Below are 18,838 nucleotides of genomic sequence, written 5' to 3'. Positions count from 1 at the left end.
GGGTTTTCTTGCGCTTGGTTTTGGGTTTTGTCGGGGAGAAGGAGGGGGGAATGGGGGGAAAACCCCCCCCCCCCCCCCCCCCAAAACCCCCCCCGGGACCGGCAACACAGTCCTTCCCGGTGAAGCCCGCGAAGCGGTGAGGGAGTGCAGAGGGCGTAGCCCTTTGCCCGCCGGAGGCATATTCCCCGACCGCCGTGCCGTTCGCTCCTGCCGTATTACCCTCCGACGCGAAGCGGAATGGGATTCCAAAGGGCTGCGCCCTTTGGCTGCCGGAGGCTCTTCCCCGGCGGCCAGTCGCTTGCGCCGCAGTTCTCGCGCTTAGCCCAGTTTGGTCCGGGCGGTGCCGCCTTTGTAGAAGGGCAGGTCCACCTTTCGGGCGGGCAGTTGCGCCTTGGCGGCCTGAACGGTGAAGCCGTCGGCCTCGGCGGCCTGGGCGTCCACGTAGGCCAGGGCGACGGAGTGCCCCAGGGTGGGGGAGAAGGAGCCGCTGGTCACCGCGCCCACTTCCTTGCCGTTGCTGTCGAGCACCTTGTCGTGGTGCCGGGCGCTGCGGCGTCCTTCGATGGAGAGGGCGACGAGCTTGCGGCGCACGGCGAAGGCGCGGTCTTTGCCGGTGAAGGGTGCGGCGGAGCCGAGCATGCCGTCATATCCGGCTTCGGCGGGTGTGTGTTCGGTGTCGAGGTCCTGCCCGTAGAGGGGGTAGCCCATTTCCAGGCGCAGGGTGTCGCGTGCGCCGAGTCCGGCGGGGAGCACTTCGGGGTCGGCGGCGAGCTTTTCCCAGAGGGCCTGGGCCTTGTCGGCGGGCAGGTAGAATTCGTAGCCCAGTTCGCCGGTGTAGCCGGTGCGGCTGACGATGATATCCGCGCCGTCGAAGGTGGTCTTGCGGAAGCTGAAGTAGCCCAGGGTGTTCCAATCGCCTGGGAGGATGCGGGCGAGAACCTCGTGGGATTTGGGCCCCTGGAGGTCAATCTTGGCGGTGTTGTCGGAGATGTCTGCGAAGGCGAGTCCGGCAGGGAGGCGGCTCTTGATGGTGGCGAAGTCCGAGGCGGTGCAGGCGCCGTTGACCACGAGCATGAATTCCTCGTCCGCGATGCGGTAGACGATGAGGTCGTCGAGCACGCCGCCCTGCTCGTTGAGCAGGAAGCCGTAGCGGCACTTGCCGGGGGCGAGGGTGTCCAGGTTCTGGGTGACGGCGGCGGCCAGGGCGTTCTTGGCGCCGGGGCCTTTGAGGCTGAACTCGCCCATGTGGCAGATGTCGAAGATGGCGGCCCGCGTGCGGCAATGGTTGTGTTCGGCGATGATGCCGGAGTACTGGACGGGCATTTCCCACCCGGCGAAGGGGACCATCTTGGCGCCGTGGGCCTTGTGCCAGGCGTTGAGCGGGGTGACGAGGAGCGTTTCCACAGGGCGACTCCGTAGGGGATTAGAGGGTGACGGCTTGCTGCGCGCGGGGCGGTTCGGTGCGCAGCTTGCGGATGCGCTCGAACTCGTCGAGGAGCGAGACGAGCCTGGCGTACATTTTCTTGATCTGCTGGCCGTAGGGGGAGAGTTCCTCGTCCTTGCGGCCCACGAAGTTCTTCTGGATGTAGCGGTCCTGCAGAAGGGTCTCGCCCATCTTGAGGACGCGTTCCACGAGTTCGTGGAAGTAGTTGGCCATCTCGAACTTGAGGTCGGAGACGATCTCGGTGAACTGCGAGAGCATGGCCAGGTAGGAGAGCTTCTGGCCGCGCAGGCGTCGTCCCAGGAGGTCTTCGAGGGTCTTCACCTTGCGGGCCTGCTGGATGTAGCTGTATTTGCTCCACACTTCCTGATGGAGCCCGCGCATGGGGGTGAAGCGCTCGTAGTTGTCGGGCGAGAGCAGGTAGCCGTCGAGCACCTTGACCACGTTGGCGTAGAAGTCTTCGGAGTAGCTGATGATCCTGCGCTGGTGCTTGGTGAGCCAGCAGTGGAGGAACTTCAGGCGCTTTTCGTCGGTCTCGGTGCCTTCCACGATCTCGTGGCGCTTGTAGACGACGCGGCCGTGGTACTCCCCGCGCACGATGTCGTTCAGGCGCAGGAACATGGAGTAGGAGTCCTTGATGATGTTCAGGCCCGAGAGGGCCACCCCGGTGACGGGGTGGAGGACTTCCTGGCGCACCACGGAGAGGGCGCGGTCCTGCCGCACGTTGTCGGGGTCGTACTTGTGCTGGTTGTAGACCACGCGCAGCACCACCACGCGGCGCTCCTCGTCGACGAAGTAGCCGCCTTCGCGCAGGAGCTTCACGGTGTCCTTGAAGTGTTCGTGCACGCTCACCAGGGCGAGCTTTTCCACGCGGGGGTAGTGCTTGGCGTCGGGATGGGAATAGAGCGTGGTGATGGTGCGGTCGGACTGGCCCAGCACGCGCACCAGGAAGCTCTCGCCGGAGCGGTGGAGCCTGCGGGCGAACATGGCGGCGGAGGTGCGCCGTTCGGAGACGATGGGGAAGCCGTAGAGCTCCATGAGGAACTGGTAGACGAAAAGGCGGTTGCGCTCGTAGAGGGCGTCGTCCCCGGCCTTGAACTTGCCGATGCGCAGGCCGAACTGCTTGAGTTCCGTGTCCAGGTAGGAGGGGAACGAGCTGTAGACCCCGGCCAGGGTGAAACGGTCGGCGGAGTCCAGGGCCAGCACGTGGGCGCGCTCCATGTGCAGCAGGGTTGGCAAAAGCTCCGGGTAGTTCTCCAGGGAGGTGATGTCCGCGCCCTGGTGGCGCTGGCGGAAGCGGTCCTGGTCCTGCTTGGGGATGCGCAGGGTGAGGGCGTTCAGGTTCGTCTGGCGGATGCGCTCGGCCAGGGCGGGGTTGGCCTTGCGTTCGGCCTCGGAGACGCTCTCCGGGGAATGGAGGATGTCGTACTGGAATATCTCCTGGAAATAGGCCAGCCGCCGGGGCAGGACCACCATGGAGAAGCCCGGAAGATCCTTGTACTCGTAGAGGTCCACCTCGAAGGAGGGGAGCAGCTCGCGGTTTTCCACCACCGGGTAGTTCTTGGTGGTGAAGTAGGGTTCCAGGAGGGCGTGCTTGGCGTGCACCAGGTCGAGGAAGTCCTTGAGGGCCAGGAGGTCGCCGTTCTTCACGTCGCGGGCGCGCGCGGCAAAGCCGCTCGGGCCTGTGGCGTCGCAGAAGGCCTGTTCCCAGTTGAAGGACATCGCGGGTCTCCGGTTCGCAGCGGTTGGCGTTTTCTGGTTAGGCCGGGCGTCTTTCCAAACGGCCCGGATTGGGCTACCACCCTGGGCGCGGGAAGAGGTCGGGGCGTTTAGTCCGTGCCCCCGTGCTGCCCAAAGATTTCCATATCAAATGCTTTTCCCCGCTCTGTCAAGGTGGGGAAACCAGAAGCAGAGCCAAGGAGCCACGCCATGAGCGAAGCCTGCGCCAGACAGGCCTCGGGAGCCGCCGACTGCCCCTGCACCTATCCGGGCTGCCCCCGCCACGGAAACTGCTGCCAGTGCGTGGCCCACCACCGCGCCAAGGACCAGCTCCCCGCCTGCTATTTCACCGCCGAACAGGAAAAGAGTTTCGATCGTTCCATCGCCTTCTTCCTGAGCTGCCGCAAAGGCTGACATGTCCCGTCAGGATGTCTTTTCGCGGGTTCTCCAGCTGGTCTGCAACGTCTTCGACAGCTACTCCGCGGTGCTCTTCCTGCCCGTGCCGGGCTCTCAGGACTGCCGCCTGGCCGCCTCCTTCAGCCTTGGCGACGACGTGCGCCAGGGCATGGTCCTCTCGCCGGGCCAGGGCCTCACGGGCTGGATCGTGCGCGAGCGCAAGCCCCTGGTGATCAGCAATTTCGACCAGAAACGCGGCGTGCTGGGCTACTACGCGGGCAGCGCCGAGAGCGAGATCAGGGCCTTCCTGGGCGTGCCCCTGGAGGGCGTGGCCGGGGCGCTCTGCCTGGATTCCAAGAAGATCCACGGCTTCGGCGACAAGGACCAGAAGATCCTGGCCGAGTTCGCCCGGCTCGTCTCCACGCTCTACCTTGAGCGCGACCACCTGGCCGCGGACGCCCTGGAGGCCAGGCTCTGCGAGGCCCAGCGCCAGATGGCCACCCTGCCCTGGAAACACCCCAAATGGGCCGACTTCCTGCGCGAACTGCTGGGACTGGCTTCGCGCGCCACGGGACTGGGCCACTGCTTCCTGGCCGTGGGCGACGAGAAGTCCGGCACGTTCTTCGTGGAGGGGGCGAGCCAGCCGCTCTTCGCCCACGCGGCCCCGGCCTCGTTCCCCCTGGGCGGGGGGATGATCGGCTGGGTGTTCAAGAACGCGGCTCCGGTCCACGCCCTGGAGGGCGACACCACCCCGGCCCGGCTCTTCGGAGCCCAGGCCTCGGCGCCGGTGTTTCGCAGCGTGGTCTGCCAGCCGGTCGGTTACGGCCGGGCCACGCGGGCCGTGCTGGTGTTCGCCGGGCGCGAGGAGGCCGTCGGGGAGCAGCTCAAGGAATTCGCCGCCGCCGTGGCGGCGCAACTGTCCCTGTTTCTGGAGAATCTGCATCTGAAGGCCCGCCTGGCCAAGCGAGGGGCGTAGACATTTTTCCGCCCTGGCCGTAGAACCGGACGGTTCCGAATGGTTCCAACTCTCAAGCAACGGGCCTCGCATGATCTTCGACAGACTTTTCCGCTTTCTCGGCAAAGACCTGGCCATGGACCTGGGCACCGCCAACACGCTTCTCTATACGTCGGCCGAGGGCATCGTGCTCAACGAACCCTCCGTCGTGGCCATCGAGGCCCGCACCGGCAATCTGGTGGCCGTGGGCAAGGAGGCCAAGGAGTTTCTGGGCCGCACCCCGGACCGCATCCGCGCCATCCGCCCCATGAAGGACGGCGTCATCGCCGACTTCGAGGTCACCAAGGAGATGATCGCCTTCTTCATCCGCAAGGTGATCACGGGGTTTCGCATCACCAAACCCAAGATCGTCATCTGCGTTCCCACGGGCATCACCCAGGTGGAGAAGCGCGCGGTGATCGAGAGCGCCCAGCAGGCCGGCGCGCGCGAGGTGCGCCTGGTCGAGGAGCCCATGGCCGCTGCCATCGGCGCGGGCCTGCCCATCGAGGAGCCCGTGGGCAACATGGTGGTGGACATCGGCGGCGGCACCACCGAGGTGGCCGTGATCTCCCTCTCCGCCGTGGCCTACGCCGAAAGCGTGCGCGTGGCGGGCGACGAACTCAACGAGGCCATCCAGCGCTACATGCAGGACCAGTTCCAGCTGCTCATCGGCGAGAACATGGCCGAACAGATCAAGATCCGCGTGGGCAGCGCCATGCCCCTGCCCGAGACGCTCACCATGGAGGTGGCGGGCAAGAACATGGTCACGGGCACGCCGGGCATGGTGGAGGTCAACGACGGGCACATCCGCGAGGCCATCAAGGACCCCGTGGCCATCATCGTGGGCGCGGTGCGCAAGGCCCTGGAGAAGACCCCGCCCGAGCTGGTGGCGGACATCGCCTCGCGCGGGCTCCTGCTGGCCGGTGGCGGCTCGCTCCTGCGGGGGCTCGACCGGCTCATCGGCCAGGAGACCCAGCTCCACGTCATGCTCGACGACGATCCCCTGACCACCGTGGTGCGCGGCACCGGCAAGACCATCGAGTACCGCCGCAACTACCAGCAGGTTTTCATCAACTGATGCGACTCGACGCCCAAGACCTCGCCCTCCTGGCCGGCGACGCCCTGGCCGCCGTGGCCGACGCCGGACGCATCGTCCTGCGCAACTGGGACGCCCCCAGCGACGTGCGCCGCAAGGGGCGCATCGATCTCGTCACCGAGACCGACCTGGCCGTGGAGGAAGCCCTCAAGGAGAGCCTTTCGCGCCTGCTGCCCGGCTCCACGTTCCTGGGCGAGGAATCCGCCGCGAGCCTCGATCCCGGCGAGCTGACCTGGATCGTGGACCCCCTGGACGGCACCACCAACTTCGCCCACCGCCTGCCCTTCGTGGCCACGTCCGTGGCCCTGTGGATGGGCGGGAAAAGCGTGCTGGGCATCGTGCACGCCCCGGCCCTGGGCGAGACCTTCCACGCCGTGGCGGGCGGCGGGGCCTTCCTGAACGCCAGCCCCCTGGCCGTCTCCAGCGTGGACCGCCTGGAGGACGCCCTGGTGGCCACGGGCTTCCCCTACACCGTGCGCGAGGACATCCGCGAGCTCATGGACTGGCTGGAGAAGATGCTCGTGCACACCCAGGGCGTGCGCCGCCCGGGCGCGGCCTCCATCGATCTGGCCTATGTGGCCGCCGGGCGCTTCGACGTATTCTACGAAGTCGGGCTCAAGCCCTGGGACACCGCCGCCGGATGGCTCCTGGTGGAGGAGGCGGGCGGGCGCGTCACGGCCTTCGATCCCGCCCGGGCCTACCACCTGCGCTCGCGCTCCGTGCTGGCCTCCAACGGGCCGCTGCACGATGCGGCCGCCGGGCTCCTGGCCTGACCGGCCCCGGCCCGAGAACACTTGCCGTGAATCCGCGCCGCCTTCGGGCGGCGCGTTCGTTTCGCGGCCCGGGCGACGGGGGGAGCGACGGGAATGCCGCTGCTTGTCCCGGACGGACGGGCGGTCAGTCCCCGGGGAAGAGGATGCCCGCCTCGAAAGCCTGGAGCACCTCGGGGGCCAGAAGCTCGCGGAACTCGCCGGCCAGGTGGGCCAGGGCCTCGCGGTCCACGGCCAGGGTTTCGCTCCCGGCCGCTTCGGGTATCTCGCGCGCCTGGCAGCGGAACACCGACAGCGCCTCGAAGTCCGTGGCCGGGGAGGGCGGCAGCGCCGTCTGGAACCGGGGCGCTCCGGCCAGGGCCGGCATGTGGCGGTCCGCCAGGCGGCGGGCGGCGTCCTGCACGGCCTCGCCCGGGCGCACGTGGCCGCGCGCGGTGAGGTCCCAGCGGCCGGGAAAGGCCGGGGCCGATGCCGCGCGCCTGCCCAGCAGCACCTTGTCGCGCTCCGGCGCGAACACCACCAGGACCGCGCGGTGCGGCAAGGATTGACGATGCGCCTCCCAGGCCGATACCAGGGCCAGGGGGCGGCCCGCGAAGTCCACCACCTCCACCAGTTCGGTCCCGTGTCCAGCTTGCTGCGTGCTCATGAAACTCCCTGCAACCAATGTGACGGACGCCATCCTGCCATGACCCGCCCCCACGGACAAGACGCCCCTGCCGGAGCCCGCCGCCCCGCCCCCCTGCCAGGAGGGGCGCCCGTGCGCCTTGGCCCCGCCGACATCCCCGGCCTGGTGGAACTGGAGAAGCTCTGCTTCGCCGTGCCCTGGAACGCCAAGCAGTACCGCACCGTGATGGACAACCCGCCCTTCCGGGTTTTCGGGCTGCACCACGGCGACGGCCTGGCCGCCTACCTGACGCTCTTCGCCTCGGACTTCGAGATGGAGATCCTGAACATCGCCGTGCGCCCGGACCTGCGGCGCAGGGGCCTGGGCCGGAGAATGCTCGCCCACGTGTTGCAACTTTGCCGCAAAATGGGCATTCAACGTGGGTATTTGGAGGTGCGGCGCTCCAACGCGGCCGCCCGCGGGCTCTACGAGGCCTTCGGCTTCGAGGAGGTGGGCGTGCGCAAAGGCTACTACCCCGACAACCGCGAGGACGCCATCGTCATGCGCCTGGAATTCGAAACCGGTCAGCCCGGCTGAACGCTCTACACACCACGGCAAAGGAGCATCCCCATGCCCATGCGATTCCTGGACGAAATGGACATCCAAGGCAAACGCCTGCTGGTCCGCGTGGATTACAACGTTCCCATGAAGGACGGCGTCATCACCGACGACGGGCGCATCACCGCCAGCCTGCCCACCCTGGAGCTGGCCCTCTCCAAGGGCGCTTCCCTGGTGCTGTGCTCCCATCTGGGCAAGGCCAAGGGCGCGCCCGATCCCCAATTCTCCCTGGCCCCGGCCGCACGCAGGCTCTCTGAACTGCTGGGACGCCCCGTGGCCTTCGCCCCCGACTGCGTAGGCCCCGTGGTGGAGGCCATGGCCGCCGCGCTCACTTCCGGCGAGGTGCTCATGCTGGAAAACCTGCGCTTCCACGAGGGCGAAACCAAGGGCGACCCCGAGTTCGCCAAATCCCTGGCCAAGCTGGGCGAGGTGTACGTCAACGACGCCTTCGGCACGGCCCACCGGCCCCACGCCTCGGTGTCGGGGGCCCCGGCCCACATGGCGGCCTGCTGCGGCGGACTGCTGCTCAAGAAGGAGTGGGACTACCTGGGCAAGGCCATGCAGGACCCGGCGCGTCCCTTCGCCGCCGTCTCCGGCGGGGCCAAGGTGTCCTCCAAGCTGGCGGTGCTCACCAACCTCCTCGGCATGGTGGACACGCTGCTCATCGGCGGGGCCATGGCCAACACCTTCTTCAAGGCCCGGGGCCTGGAGGTGGGCAAGTCCCTGGTGGAGGACGACCTGCTGGACAAGGCCCGCGAGATCGAGGCCCTGGCCAAGGCCAAGGGCGTGCGCTTCGTGCTGCCCGTGGACGCCGTGATCTCCCTGGACGCGGGCAAGCCCCTGGCGGAGATGACCCCGGCCGGGATCTGCCCCGTGGATGCAGTGCCCGCCGACGCGGTGATCCTGGACATGGGGCCCAAATCCGTGGAGGCCTACGCCGCCGCCCTGAAGGACGCCCGGACTGTGGTCTGGAACGGCCCCGTGGGCGCGTTCGAGAACCCGGCCTTCGCGGCGGGCACCATGGGCGTGGCCGACATCCTGGCAGGGCTGGACGCGGTGACGGTGATCGGCGGGGGCGACACGGCGGCGGCGGTGCAGGCCTCGGGCCTGGCGGGGAAGATGAGCTTCATCTCCACCGGCGGCGGCGCGTCTCTGGAATTCATGGAAGGCAAGGAGCTGCCTGCCTTCAAGGCGCTCAGGGAGTACGGCAAATGAAAAAGCTCATGGCCGGCAACTGGAAGATGTACAAGCTCAAGGACGAGGCCAAGGAAACGGCCGCGTCACTGGTGAAGCTCCTGGACGGCGCGGCCCCCGAGGGGCGCGAGGTGCTCCTGATCCCGCCGTTCACTGCCCTGCGCGGCGTGCGCAAGGCCCTCAAGAAGGCCCGGGGCTTCGCTCTGGGCGCGCAGAACTTCTACCCCTCGGCCCAGGGGGCCTTCACGGGGGAGATCGCGCCGGAAATGCTGCTGGACGCGGGGTGCGCCTACGCCCTGGCCGGACACTCGGAACGCCGCCACATCCTGGGCGAGTCCGACGCCTTCGTGGGCGAGAAGGTGGCCTTCGGGCTGGAGAAGGGCCTCTCCATGATCCTGTGCGTGGGCGAGACCCTGGAGGAGCGCAAGGCGGGCCGCCTGGAAGAAGTGGTGCGCCGCCAGATGGAGGCCGGGCTCGCGGGCGTGGCCCCGGACGTGGCCCCGGAGCGGCTCACCGTGGCCTACGAGCCGGTGTGGGCCATCGGGACGGGCCTTACGGCGGGGCCTCGGGAGATCCTGGACGCGCACGCCCTGGTTCGCGCTGTTCTGGCCGAGAAATTCGCCGCCGCCGCGGCTTCCATGCGCATCCTGTACGGGGGCTCGGTGAAGCCGGAGAACGCAAAAGAAATAATCCTGCTTGACAATGTGGACGGAGTGTTGGTAGGAGGCTCCTCCTTGAGCGCGGAAAGCTTCGCCAAGATCGCGGCGGCCTGAAAGGGTGCTTGAAAGCGCAAGACATCGGAGTAAAAATTGGATACGCTCATCGCCACCGTACACGTCATTGCCTGTCTGGCCCTTGTGCTGCTCGTGCTGTTGCAGTCCGGCAAGGAAGGCATGGGAGTGATCTTCGGGGGAGGCAGCGGTTCCGTGTTCGGCAGCACCGGGGCCGGTGGGCTCCTGGTCAAGCTGACGGCCGGATTCGGCGCGCTGTTCCTGGCCACGTCCCTGGGGTACAACATCCTCATCAGCCAGGGGCGCAAGCCCGAGGCCTCGGTGATGGACAAGGCCCCCGTGGAGCAGCAGGCTGCTCCGGCCGAGAACAAGCGCCCCAACCTGTTCGAGGAGACCAAAGAGTCTCCCGCGCAGCCCAAGTAGTCGAGATTTGCCGAAGTGGTGGAACTGGTAGACACACCATCTTGAGGGGGTGGCGGGCGACAGCCCATGGGGGTTCGAGTCCCCCCTTCGGCACCATCCATACGTCCAGGGACGTCCAAACAAAGACGTAGGTACCTGGAAGATCACGGAAGCCGGGTGAGAAATCGTCCGGCTTCGTCTTTTTCAGTCGTTTGACATCCACCTTTCTTGGGGGCATTTATGGGGGCATGCTGCGGGATGCACCTACGAACCGTCTCATGCGTTTGAATGCAGGTGCCCCCACGGGGAAAGTGCCCCCAAAAGGATGTCCCCATGCCGAAGAAAACGCTTCCTCTTGGCAAGATAAAAATCAAGAATTCCAAACCAAAGGAGAAGCCCTACAAGCATTGCGAAACGTGCAGTTGGAGAAACCCTAGGTGAGCAAGCCGGCATTTGACAGAGAAAGGGATTTCTGGGAGTGGAATTTTGCATTTCCGGATGGTGAGGGCAACGCTTTTAGCCTCTTTCTGGGCGACCTGCTGCGCCGCGACTACTCCTCGGTCCTTCCCCAAGGACGGAACCTGCGCGTCCTGGAGATCGGTCCGGGACTCGGCGGCGTGGCAGAGGCATTTTATGACCGACCGGTATCCCTGGACTTTTCCCTGGGCTCCTTGAGATACCTCGCCAGTTCCGCCACGGGACCACGCATTTGCGCCAGTTGCCACGCCTTGCCCCTGCGACCCGGCCTGTTCGATGTCGTTATTGTCAATGACGTCCTGCACCACCTGAAGGGGGAAGGCATTCTCGCGGAGAGTCTGGCCCAGATCGACGCTGTCCTGCGTCCCGGAGGAAAACTGTACGTGGTTGATCGCAATCCCTACTCTTTTTTTCAAAAGTTTTTTTTACGGCTCTCCATGCTGGTCAAGCGCGTCATTTTTTCCATCCTGCCTTTGCGGGCTCACGGCAGCCTCAACGAGCCGGACTTCACCGGGGAGGATTACGCCCATATCGAAGCGATTTTTGCCCGATCAGGCCGCCCCATGTTCCGTTATGGGCCCGTTCTCTTTGTTCTGTCCATCGGCTACAATCTGGCCCGAGCCCTACGGGTGAAGTCTTGGCCGGAAAGGATTCTGGCCTTTACCGTCAGGCAGGCGAACCGGTTCGTCATGTCGGACCGGCCGGCTTGGCGCATGGAAATGCTTTCCTGTTACATTAAGGAATAACTATCCCTGCCATGTTGCTCAAACTGAAAAAACTAATCCACGCTGGCCTGCGCTCTGGCTTGCTGGGGGTCAATTTTCGCTATCTTCCGACCATGGTCGGGCATTTTATAAATTCCATTCAGGACGGTGGCCGCAAGGGCATCAATGGCCTGGAAATATCCATCGAGTTCCGCTGCAACCAGAAATGCCGCTTCTGCGCCACCAGCATCTTCCAGTCCCAACTCACGCAGAAGAAGCATCTCGTCCTGACCACCGATGAGATCAAGGATTTGATCGTTAAGACCAAGGAAATGCACGGCTATTTCGTGGTCTTCATCGGCGGTGAGCCACTATTGCGCGACGATCTCGATGAGTTGATCGCCTTTGCCCGCGACAGGCGAGTGATCCCCTATCTTTTCACCAACGCCACCCTGGTGACCGCCAAACGGGCGGATGAACTCAAAAAGGCCGGACTGCTGGGGGCCTCGGTCTCGATCCACGGAATCGGCACCAAGCATGACGAGGTGACCGGGGTTCCGGGCTCCTTTGCGAAGACCGTGTCCGGCATCGGCCATCTCAAGGACAAGGGCCTCTACGTCAAGGCGGGCCTAGTGCCGACCCGCGAGAATATACGATCGGGCGAGTTGGCCAGGATACTCGCCTTGTGCGAACAAATGCGCCTAGACGCCAAGTTCAACTTCGTGATGCCGGTGGGCATGCTGGGCAATGACACCGCCGGGGATGTCCTGCTCACGCCCGATGATCTGGCTAAAGCCGATGCGCTCTTTGAACGCCATATCGGGGTGTCCAACGACATCCTCTTCGGGCGAGGTTTCAAACGCTGTCCGGCAGGCAACTACGCCGTAGAGATATCCGAGTTCGGCGACGTGTTCCCCTGCTTCTTCATCCATATTTCCTACGGCAATATCCGTCAAAGCTCACTACAAGACATCGTGGTCAAGATGCGCTCATCGCCTTATTTCAATGCACTTCGCCACGACCACTGCATCGCTGCCTTAAATCCAGAGTTCATTGACAAGTATATGAAGCCGATCTGGAAGGCCAAGGACTACCCCTTGCGCCTGGAAGACCACCCTATGCACGACCGGAGCAATCTCGGCGACTTGAGCTTGTGAGGATATAGCTCGATCATGCCCCCAAAAGTGCAATTGGCTTCTTGACCTTACCCCTGAGTTTTTCGAGGCTGATCCGATAAGGAGGTCGACCATGAAACGACGGACGCCACGTCCAGAGGGACGGCGGCCAGGCCGTGACCGTGGCGGAGAGGGCTTCCGAAGGGCATCGCGCAGGAGCGCGGGCTTCCGCCGGAGATGGGGCTTTCGGGTGGCACCCCGACGCGTGGTTGTCCAGACGGACGCAGGGGTGCCTGCGCGTCCGGCCTGATGACGACTTCGGCTCAGCGCCCCTGGGGGCGGTAGGTTTCCTTGAGGGACAGGCACACGGCCGTGAGCAGGAGAGCCGTGACGAAGAGAATCAGAAAGAGCGCGCGGTAGCCCTCCACCGTGAAGGCCCCCGAGGCGTCCCGGCCGTGGGCCTCCAGCACGGCTCCCAGCAGGGGCTGGAAGAGCGCGCCGCCCACGAAGGGGAAGCTGTTCATGATCCCCACCGCCGTGCCCGCCAGGGACACGGGGAAGAGCTCCTTCACCGAGGTGAAGGCCACCACCGGCGTGGCCCCTCCCGTTACCCCCACCAGGTAGAACAGGGCGAAGACGGCAGGCACAGGGAGGCCGTCCGGCAGGAGCCAGAAAACCCCCGTCAGGACGCTCAGACATGCCGCGCAGAGCGCAAGAGCCTTCTTGCGGCTCTTCAGCAGGCGGGTGGAGAACACGCTCATGAGCGGCCCCCCCGTGATGAGCCCCACCGAGAACATGGAGAGCGCCAGTCCCGAGGCTCCGGGGGCCAGCCCGTGCACATGGCTCAGATACGGCCCGGCCCAGAGCCCGGCCAGGGAGAAGAATATGCCGTTGTCCAGCAGGAGCCAGGCCGCCAGGAGCCAGCCCCAGCGGTTGGAGAGCACGGCGCGCACGCCCGGCCACAGGGCCTGGCGTCCCGGAGGCAGGCCGTGGGGGGCGTCCGGCCCTTTGAAGCCGGCCTGGGCGGGGGTGTCGCGCACCACCAGCCAAAGCAGCGCGGAGACGCACACGCTCAAACCCGCCAGCCCAAGGAAGGCGTTGCGCCATCCGGCCGTCTGGGCAAGCCAGGCCAGGGGGGCCGAGGCCAGCAGGGAGCCCATTCCGCCGCAGGCCACAAGGACCCCGGTCATGGCCGCGAAGCGCTCGGGGCGATACCATTCGGCCAGGGTTTTCAGCGTGGAGACCCAGATCATGGACATGCCCACTCCCACCAGCACGCGTCCGGCCATGGCCCATCCGGCGTCCGGGGCCAGCCCCATGCACGCGGCCCCGACGGCGGCGGCGAGGAAGAAGGCCGAGGTGGCCTTTCGCGCGCCCCAGGAGTCGGCCAGCAGCCCGGCGGGCAGCTGCATGAGCGCGTAGGAGTAGAAGAAAGCCCCCGAGAGCGCCCCGATGAGGCCTCCGCCTGCGTGGAGGTCGCGCATCATGTCCACGGCGGTCACGGCCGGGCAGAGCCGGTGGAAGGTCACCAGCATGTAGGCCAGGGCCAGGGAGGCGAACACCAAGGAGCGGTAGGGGCGCAAGCCCGCAGGCAGTCCGGGGAACATCTTCGAGGCAGGTAGTGCAAAGAATGGGGGATGGCAACTGCTCCGGAGAGTGCAAAACAGTGGACACTTTGTCGGCATGCGCTTAATCAACCGAGGCCGGGTTCTCCGTGTCGCGGGAAGTTCCTTCGCCACACGAACGAGGTCGGGCTGCCAGGCGCGTTCATTGCGTCAGCAATCTCCAGCGCTTCCCAGAACCCACCCGTTTTGTCCGGCAAATCACTCCGAGGCAGGTTCTCAGACGCCATGCTTGAAATGCTCGAAGGGCTCATCCGAGATTACGGCTATCTCGCCTTGTTCGTGGGCACGTTCCTTGAGGGGGAGACCATTCTCCTGGTGGCGGGTTTCCTGGCCTTCAGCGGCCAGCTCGACCTGTGGCTTTGCATCCTCGCGGCTTTTGCCGGCAGCCTCTCGGGCGACCAGACGGCCTTCTACGTGGGCCGCTGGAAGGGCCGCCAGTTCGTGGAGAACCGGCCCAAATGGAAATCGCGCGTGGCGCGCGTCCACAAGATGCTGGACCGCTTCCACGAGGTGCTCATCCTCACCTTCCGTTTCTTCTACGGCGTGCGCAACCTCACGCCCTTCATCCTGGGCACCACGGACATCTCCGGATTCAAGTTCTTCGCCCTCAACGCCATAGGGGCCTTCGTGTGGGCCGTGAGCTTCGGCTACGCGGGCTATTTCTTCGGCACCGTGGTGGCCAGCGTGCTCAAGGACGTGCACCGCATCGAGATGTACATCCTCGGCGCGGCCGCCGTGGTGGGGCTGGTGGTCTGGTACGTGCGCAAGCGCAAGAAGACCGGCCAGGAAGACGAGGCAGCCCCGGACGGCGAGCAGGCGGCGGCCCCTGCCGCGCAGAACCGGGAAGATGCAGCCGGATCGGACGACAGCGTTCGGAAGTGATGCGGCCTCGCTTTTGCGGAGCTGCAAACGGTCTTTCCCTTTCTCGCCGTCGATCGGTCCATGGTTGACTTGCTTTTCGTCGCGTCCTGGGTCAAAAGACTGTTTCATGAGCACTTCGCCCCTTTTTGACCGTTCCAGGCGGGCGTCGGGCGACTGGTAAACGAGAGCGCGACAACCCCTGCGAGGGCGCATGTCCCAGTCCCAGGATCAACAGCCGATCGACGGCGACATACAGCTGGCTGCCTTACGGTGCGCGCAGCGCCTCGACGGGCTGGGCGCGCCCTTTCTCGCGGCCTTCCACTCCCTGGAAAACGAATTCCTGAGGCTCGGGCGCGAACTGGAAGGGTTCAACAACCGGGCTGCCGAGGTGGCCCGCCAGGCCTCGGAGCTGGCCGAGATCACTTCCGGTGACGACATCCTGCGGGCGGCCTCCACGCTGCGCGCGTCCCTCGAGGTGGTGGGCGGAGCCTGCGGCGGCACAGCTGCGGAGGCGGACGCCGCCGGTTTGGCCAAGATCGCGGAAGTCAGCGTAAGTCTTTCCAATATCATGCGCGATTTCAGCCGGTTGGTGAAACACCTGACCATGCTGGGCATTGCCACCCGCATCGAGAGCGCCCGCATCGGCGGCAAAGGGATGGGCTTCTCCACCCTGGCCGACGACGTGGAAAAACTTGCCGGGAAGATCGAATCGGCATCCGACAAGATCATGGGCATGGCCGGAGGCCTGGCCAACCAGTGCACTCTGGCCCATCGCAACATCGAGGAGATGGCGCAGTCGCGCAACATCTGCTCGCAATCGGTGGTGGAGCTTTTCCGGGCCGATCTTCAGGCCATGGAAGAACTCATGGCCCAGTCGCGCGTGACGGCGGGGGGAATCTCCGAAGATGCCGGGCGCGTGCTGGAGAACGTCTCCGAGGCCGTGCTCTCGATGCAGTTTCACGACATCGTGCGCCAGCAGCTTGAACACGTTGGCGAGGCCCTGGACGAAGCCAGGATCATGGCCCAGGACGGCCCGCTCTCCTCGGGCGGACACGACGCCGCCGACTGGAACGAGCTGGGCGGCTGGGTGAAGGACGTCCTGGCCCTGCAGCGCTCCCAACTGGATAACGCAGGCACGCGGTTCGAGGGCGCCTTGCAGACGGTGCGATCGAGCCTGGAAGGCATCAGCAGCCTTGTCTCCTCCATGGCCGACAGGGCGCGCTCTCTGGCCAGCAAGGGCGGCCGCAGCGTCCTGGGCCAGATCGAGGAGGAGGTGCGCCACATCGCCGCCTCCATGCGCGAATACCACGGTCTTGAACAGCGCATGTCCCTGGTGATGCAGGCTGTTGGAGCTTCCATCGCGGACATGACCGCCTCCGTGTCGGAGATAGAGGAGGTTGGCTCGGAAATCGAGCTCATCGCCATCAACGCATCGGTCAAGGCGGCCCATACGGGGGAGGAGGGCAAGCCCCTGGGCGTGCTGGCCTCCGCGATCCAGAAGCTTTCGGTGGACGCCAGGAGCCAGACCGAGCGCATCATGGAACTGCTGAGCTCCGTGGATCAGGCCTCGCTCGCCGTGGATGCGCGCGCGGGCGGCCACGCGCACGTGCAGGGTTTCCAGGAAGCGGTGGAGGCCCTTGACGGCGAGGTGACCATTCTGCGCACGCTGGAAGAGCAGGCCTCGGCCAAGGCCCAGCTCGTGGGCAAGCTGGGCGGCGAACTCTCGGAGCACATCACCGTGGCCCTGGGCATGCTCGGCTTCAAGCACGATCTCATGGCCTCCCTGTCGACGGCGGGCCGGACCGTGGACGACCTGATTGCCGGCCTGGAGACCGCCCTGCCCCCGGGAGCGGTGTACTCGCAGTCCCCCAGGTTGCGCCAGATGCTCGACCGCTACACCATGGACGCGGAGCGCCTCGTGCATGAAAACGTGCTGGGCGCGGGGGGCGGCGGCTCCGGCGGCGCCGATGGCGACGACAACGTGGAACTCTTCTGAGGCGGAAGCGAAAGGGATGGGCCAACACGAATTCCGATTGGGCGCGGACGGCGCGGGCTTGCTGGTCCTCTCCGGCGACTTCGGCCTGGCGGACGGGGGCGACCTCAAGGCCGCGCTGCTGGACGCCCTGGGCCGGACGACGGCACGTCTCACGCTCGACCCCCGTGAGGTCGCTCAGCCGGGGTTGCCGTTCATTCAGCTGCTTTTCGCGCTTGCCTCCCAGGCCCGCAAGGTCAATCGCAGAGTGAGCCTCAAGGGTCCTCTCCCGGAGCAGTTCCTCAGTGCCGCAGGCGCGCTGGGCATTTCCCTCGTGGATTTTGAACAGACTTTCGATCTGGAGTGAATGCATGAAGACGATCATGACCGTGGATGACTCGGCCAGCGTACGGCAGATGGTGGCCTTCACCTTGAAGAACGCCGGCTATGGAGTGATTGAGGCCGTGGACGGCAAGGATGCCGTGTCCAAGCTCAAAGGTGCGGTGGATATGGTCGTAACCGACCTGAACATGCCCAACATGGACGGCATCCAGCTCATCAAAGCCATCCGCGCGCAGGCTGCGTACAAGTTCATCCCCATCGTCATGCTCACCACCGAGTCCCAGCCGGGCAAGAAGCAGGAGGGCAAGGACGCGGGGGCCACCGGCTGGATCGTGAAACCCTTCAAGCCCGAACAGCTGCTGGCCGTGGTGCAGAAGGTCCTGCGCTGACGGCTGCTGGCAAAGCCGGGCCGCAATCAATGGAAGACACCCACCGCCAAGCTTTTCGGGACGAGGCCGCAGACCTCCTCTCGGAACTCGAAGAAGCCCTCCTGGAACTCGACGAGGACCCGGGCGACATGGAAACCGTGAACCGCGTGTTCCGGGCCATGCACACCCTCAAAGGCTCCGGGGCCATGTTCGGCTTCGACGACGTGGCCCACTTCACGCACGAAGTGGAGACCGTCTTCGACCTCGTGCGTTCCGGCAAGATGCCCGTCACCAAGGAGTTGCTCGATGTGACCCTGGCCTCCAAGGATCACGTCAAGCTGCTTTTGGAGCACGACGGCGAAGACCTCTCGCGCTTCGTGCCCCAGGGCATGGCCGTTCTCGAGCGTTTCAACGTCCTGTCCAAGAGGGTGGCCGGAGCAGCCGCACCGGAGCACTCCCCCGCGACCCCGCTCCAGGACCCCCCCGACCAGGCCTGCACCGAGGCGGAAGAGCGCGTCTACCGCGTGCGCATGCGGCCCTGTCGGGGCATCTACGCCACAGGCAACAACCCCGCCTACCTCCTGGAAGACCTGGCGGCCAAGGGCAGCGTCAAACTGTTCGCCCACCTGGAGGACATCCCCCTCCTGGAGGATCTCGATCCCGAGGAGTGCCACGTCTGGTGGGACATCCTCGTCACCACCCGCGCCCCCGAGGCCTCCCTGCGCGACATTTTCCTCTTCGTCGAGGACGAATGCCCGGTGGAGATAACCTTGCTGGACGCCTCGGCAGACACGGAGATCCTGCGCCTGGGCGAGATCCTGGTGGACCGGGGGGACGTCACGCCCGAGGGGCTGCGCCAGGCTCTGCGCGGCCAGAAACGCCTGGGCGCCATCCTCGCCGAGGAGGGCCTTCTGCCCGGCAAGTCCGTGGACGCGGCGCTGGCCGAGCAGAACCTCATGCGCGAGCGCCAGGAGAGCCGCAGGCCCGAGGTCTCGGCCAGCCTGCGCGTCTCGGCCGAAAAGCTCGACGTGCTCCAGGATCTGGTGGGCGAGCTGGTCATCGTGCAGGCCCAGATCCGCCAGATCGCCCCGGAACTGGGCCACCCGCTCATGCTCACGCTCTCGGAGCAGCTCGAACGCCTGAGCGACGAAATCCGCGACTCCACCCTGGCCATCCGCATGCTGCCCATCGGCTCCACCTTCGGCACCTACCGCCGTCTCGTGCGCGATCTCTCCGCCGAAACCGGCAAGGAGATCGACCTCGTCACCTCCGGCGAAGACACCGAGCTGGACAAGACCGTGCTGGACCGACTGGGCGACGCCCTGGTGCATCTTCTGCGCAACTCCATCGACCACGGCGTGGAACCCCCGGCCGAGCGCGAGGCCGCCGGCAAGTCGCGGCGCGGCGTG

19 protein-coding genes and 1 tRNA gene are annotated in these 18,838 nt (G+C 65.9%); 16 read left to right on the top strand and 4 right to left on the bottom strand.

The features are described 5' to 3' along the window. Positions 1-318: 318 nt before the first annotated feature. Positions 319-1,404, bottom strand: a complete 1,086-nt coding sequence (gene gcvT / locus ACV4UX_RS09415) for a glycine cleavage system aminomethyltransferase GcvT (protein ID WP_491593051.1) — start codon at positions 1,402-1,404, stop codon at positions 319-321. Between the two features lie 19 nt (positions 1,405-1,423). Further along, the gene (locus ACV4UX_RS09410) at positions 1,424-3,163 is read right to left on the bottom strand and encodes a hypothetical protein (protein ID WP_491593050.1); all 1,740 of its coding nucleotides are present in this window, start codon (positions 3,161-3,163) and stop codon (positions 1,424-1,426) included. A gap of 207 nt (positions 3,164-3,370) precedes the next feature. Here ACV4UX_RS09410 and ACV4UX_RS09405 point away from each other — a divergent pair, with 207 nt between their 5' ends. The 4 genes from ACV4UX_RS09405 to ACV4UX_RS09390 all read left to right on the top strand — a co-directional run bounded on the left by ACV4UX_RS09405 (position 3,371) and on the right by ACV4UX_RS09390 (position 6,419). Further along, positions 3,371-3,574: a DUF6485 family protein gene (locus ACV4UX_RS09405; protein WP_491593049.1), complete on the top strand. Its 204-nt coding sequence runs from the start codon at positions 3,371-3,373 to the stop codon at positions 3,572-3,574. 1 nt (position 3,575) lies between these two features. Beyond that, complete coding sequence (locus ACV4UX_RS09400) at positions 3,576-4,532, top strand: GAF domain-containing protein (protein ID WP_491593048.1); 957 nt, start codon at positions 3,576-3,578, stop codon at positions 4,530-4,532. A gap of 70 nt (positions 4,533-4,602) precedes the next feature. Then, on the top strand, positions 4,603-5,628 hold the full coding sequence (locus tag ACV4UX_RS09395) for a rod shape-determining protein (protein WP_173084308.1): 1,026 nt from the start codon (positions 4,603-4,605) through the stop codon (positions 5,626-5,628). Continuing rightward, the gene (locus ACV4UX_RS09390) at positions 5,628-6,419 is read left to right on the top strand and encodes an inositol monophosphatase family protein (RefSeq protein ID WP_491593047.1); all 792 of its coding nucleotides are present in this window, start codon (positions 5,628-5,630) and stop codon (positions 6,417-6,419) included. Before ACV4UX_RS09395 ends, ACV4UX_RS09390 begins: the two co-directional genes overlap by 1 nt. 124 nt (positions 6,420-6,543) lie before the next feature. Here ACV4UX_RS09390 and ACV4UX_RS09385 read toward each other — a convergent pair whose 3' ends face one another. Continuing rightward, a complete protein-coding gene (locus ACV4UX_RS09385; protein WP_491593046.1) occupies positions 6,544-7,062 on the bottom strand; it encodes an NUDIX domain-containing protein in 519 nt (172 codons plus the stop codon). A 111-nt stretch (positions 7,063-7,173) separates the two neighbouring features. On the opposite strand from ACV4UX_RS09385, the gene rimI reads away from it, so the two are divergent. The 7 genes from rimI (at position 7,174) to ACV4UX_RS09350 (ending at position 12,303) form a co-directional block, all read left to right on the top strand. Beyond that, positions 7,174-7,617: a ribosomal protein S18-alanine N-acetyltransferase gene (rimI, locus tag ACV4UX_RS09380; protein WP_491593045.1), complete on the top strand. Its 444-nt coding sequence runs from the start codon at positions 7,174-7,176 to the stop codon at positions 7,615-7,617. Positions 7,618-7,650: 33 nt separating this feature from the next. Next, a complete protein-coding gene (locus ACV4UX_RS09375) occupies positions 7,651-8,853 on the top strand; it encodes a phosphoglycerate kinase (protein ID WP_491593044.1) in 1,203 nt (400 codons plus the stop codon). After that, complete coding sequence (gene tpiA / locus ACV4UX_RS09370; RefSeq protein ID WP_491593043.1) at positions 8,850-9,605, top strand: triose-phosphate isomerase; 756 nt, start codon at positions 8,850-8,852, stop codon at positions 9,603-9,605. The genes ACV4UX_RS09375 and tpiA overlap by 4 nt, the downstream gene beginning before the upstream one ends. 36 nt (positions 9,606-9,641) lie before the next feature. Further along, positions 9,642-9,986, top strand: coding sequence for a preprotein translocase subunit SecG (secG, locus tag ACV4UX_RS09365; RefSeq protein WP_491593042.1), 345 nt, complete (start codon positions 9,642-9,644; stop codon positions 9,984-9,986). Between the two features lie 9 nt (positions 9,987-9,995). Beyond that, a tRNA-Leu gene (locus ACV4UX_RS09360) sits at positions 9,996-10,082 on the top strand. A gap of 320 nt (positions 10,083-10,402) precedes the next feature. After that, positions 10,403-11,188, top strand: coding sequence for a class I SAM-dependent methyltransferase (locus ACV4UX_RS09355; protein ID WP_491593041.1), 786 nt, complete (start codon positions 10,403-10,405; stop codon positions 11,186-11,188). A gap of 11 nt (positions 11,189-11,199) precedes the next feature. Continuing rightward, a complete protein-coding gene (locus ACV4UX_RS09350) occupies positions 11,200-12,303 on the top strand; it encodes a radical SAM/SPASM domain-containing protein (protein WP_491593040.1) in 1,104 nt (367 codons plus the stop codon). 281 nt (positions 12,304-12,584) lie between these two features. Here the strand turns inward: ACV4UX_RS09350 and ACV4UX_RS09345 are convergent, their stop codons facing one another. Continuing rightward, positions 12,585-13,868 (bottom strand): MFS transporter, encoded by a 1,284-nt coding sequence (locus ACV4UX_RS09345; protein ID WP_491593039.1) that lies wholly within the window; start codon positions 13,866-13,868, stop codon positions 12,585-12,587. 243 nt (positions 13,869-14,111) lie between these two features. On the opposite strand from ACV4UX_RS09345, the gene ACV4UX_RS09340 reads away from it, so the two are divergent. The 5 genes from ACV4UX_RS09340 to ACV4UX_RS09320 all read left to right on the top strand — a co-directional run. Then, complete coding sequence (locus ACV4UX_RS09340) at positions 14,112-14,768, top strand: DedA family protein (protein WP_491593038.1); 657 nt, start codon at positions 14,112-14,114, stop codon at positions 14,766-14,768. A gap of 190 nt (positions 14,769-14,958) precedes the next feature. Beyond that, positions 14,959-16,743 (top strand): hypothetical protein, encoded by a 1,785-nt coding sequence (locus ACV4UX_RS09335; protein WP_491593037.1) that lies wholly within the window; start codon positions 14,959-14,961, stop codon positions 16,741-16,743. A 16-nt stretch (positions 16,744-16,759) separates the two neighbouring features. Continuing rightward, complete coding sequence (locus ACV4UX_RS09330) at positions 16,760-17,086, top strand: STAS domain-containing protein (RefSeq protein ID WP_491593036.1); 327 nt, start codon at positions 16,760-16,762, stop codon at positions 17,084-17,086. A 4-nt stretch (positions 17,087-17,090) separates the two neighbouring features. After that, entirely contained in the window at positions 17,091-17,450 is a 360-nt protein-coding gene (locus ACV4UX_RS09325) for a response regulator (protein ID WP_491593035.1), read from the top strand. A 29-nt stretch (positions 17,451-17,479) separates the two neighbouring features. Further along, positions 17,480-18,838: Hpt domain-containing protein (locus ACV4UX_RS09320; RefSeq protein ID WP_491593034.1), on the top strand; the 1,359-nt coding region annotated here is incomplete at its 3' end.

This window comes from Fundidesulfovibrio sp. (assembly GCF_058402725.1).
This window is presented reverse-complemented; position numbering and strand designations above follow the sequence as displayed.

What these genes read in the sequence shown, in the direction of transcription:
- ACV4UX_RS09410 (WP_491593050.1), bottom strand. Translation starts at nt 3,163, where the DNA reads ATGTCCTTCAACTGGGAACAGGCCTTCTGCGACGCCACAGGCCCGAGC.
- ACV4UX_RS09405 (WP_491593049.1), top strand. Translation starts at nt 3,371, where the DNA reads ATGAGCGAAGCCTGCGCCAGACAGGCCTCGGGAGCCGCCGACTGCCCC.
- ACV4UX_RS09400 (WP_491593048.1), top strand. Translation starts at nt 3,576, where the DNA reads ATGTCCCGTCAGGATGTCTTTTCGCGGGTTCTCCAGCTGGTCTGCAAC.
- ACV4UX_RS09395 (WP_173084308.1), top strand. Translation starts at nt 4,603, where the DNA reads ATGATCTTCGACAGACTTTTCCGCTTTCTCGGCAAAGACCTGGCCATG.
- ACV4UX_RS09390 (WP_491593047.1), top strand. Translation starts at nt 5,628, where the DNA reads ATGCGACTCGACGCCCAAGACCTCGCCCTCCTGGCCGGCGACGCCCTG.
- ACV4UX_RS09385 (WP_491593046.1), bottom strand. Translation starts at nt 7,062, where the DNA reads ATGAGCACGCAGCAAGCTGGACACGGGACCGAACTGGTGGAGGTGGTG.
- ACV4UX_RS09375 (WP_491593044.1), top strand. Translation starts at nt 7,651, where the DNA reads ATGCCCATGCGATTCCTGGACGAAATGGACATCCAAGGCAAACGCCTG.
- tpiA (WP_491593043.1), top strand. Translation starts at nt 8,850, where the DNA reads ATGAAAAAGCTCATGGCCGGCAACTGGAAGATGTACAAGCTCAAGGAC.
- ACV4UX_RS09350 (WP_491593040.1), top strand. Translation starts at nt 11,200, where the DNA reads ATGTTGCTCAAACTGAAAAAACTAATCCACGCTGGCCTGCGCTCTGGC.
- ACV4UX_RS09345 (WP_491593039.1), bottom strand. Translation starts at nt 13,868, where the DNA reads ATGTTCCCCGGACTGCCTGCGGGCTTGCGCCCCTACCGCTCCTTGGTG.
- ACV4UX_RS09340 (WP_491593038.1), top strand. Translation starts at nt 14,112, where the DNA reads ATGCTTGAAATGCTCGAAGGGCTCATCCGAGATTACGGCTATCTCGCC.
- ACV4UX_RS09335 (WP_491593037.1), top strand. Translation starts at nt 14,959, where the DNA reads ATGTCCCAGTCCCAGGATCAACAGCCGATCGACGGCGACATACAGCTG.
- ACV4UX_RS09330 (WP_491593036.1), top strand. Translation starts at nt 16,760, where the DNA reads ATGGGCCAACACGAATTCCGATTGGGCGCGGACGGCGCGGGCTTGCTG.
- ACV4UX_RS09325 (WP_491593035.1), top strand. Translation starts at nt 17,091, where the DNA reads ATGAAGACGATCATGACCGTGGATGACTCGGCCAGCGTACGGCAGATG.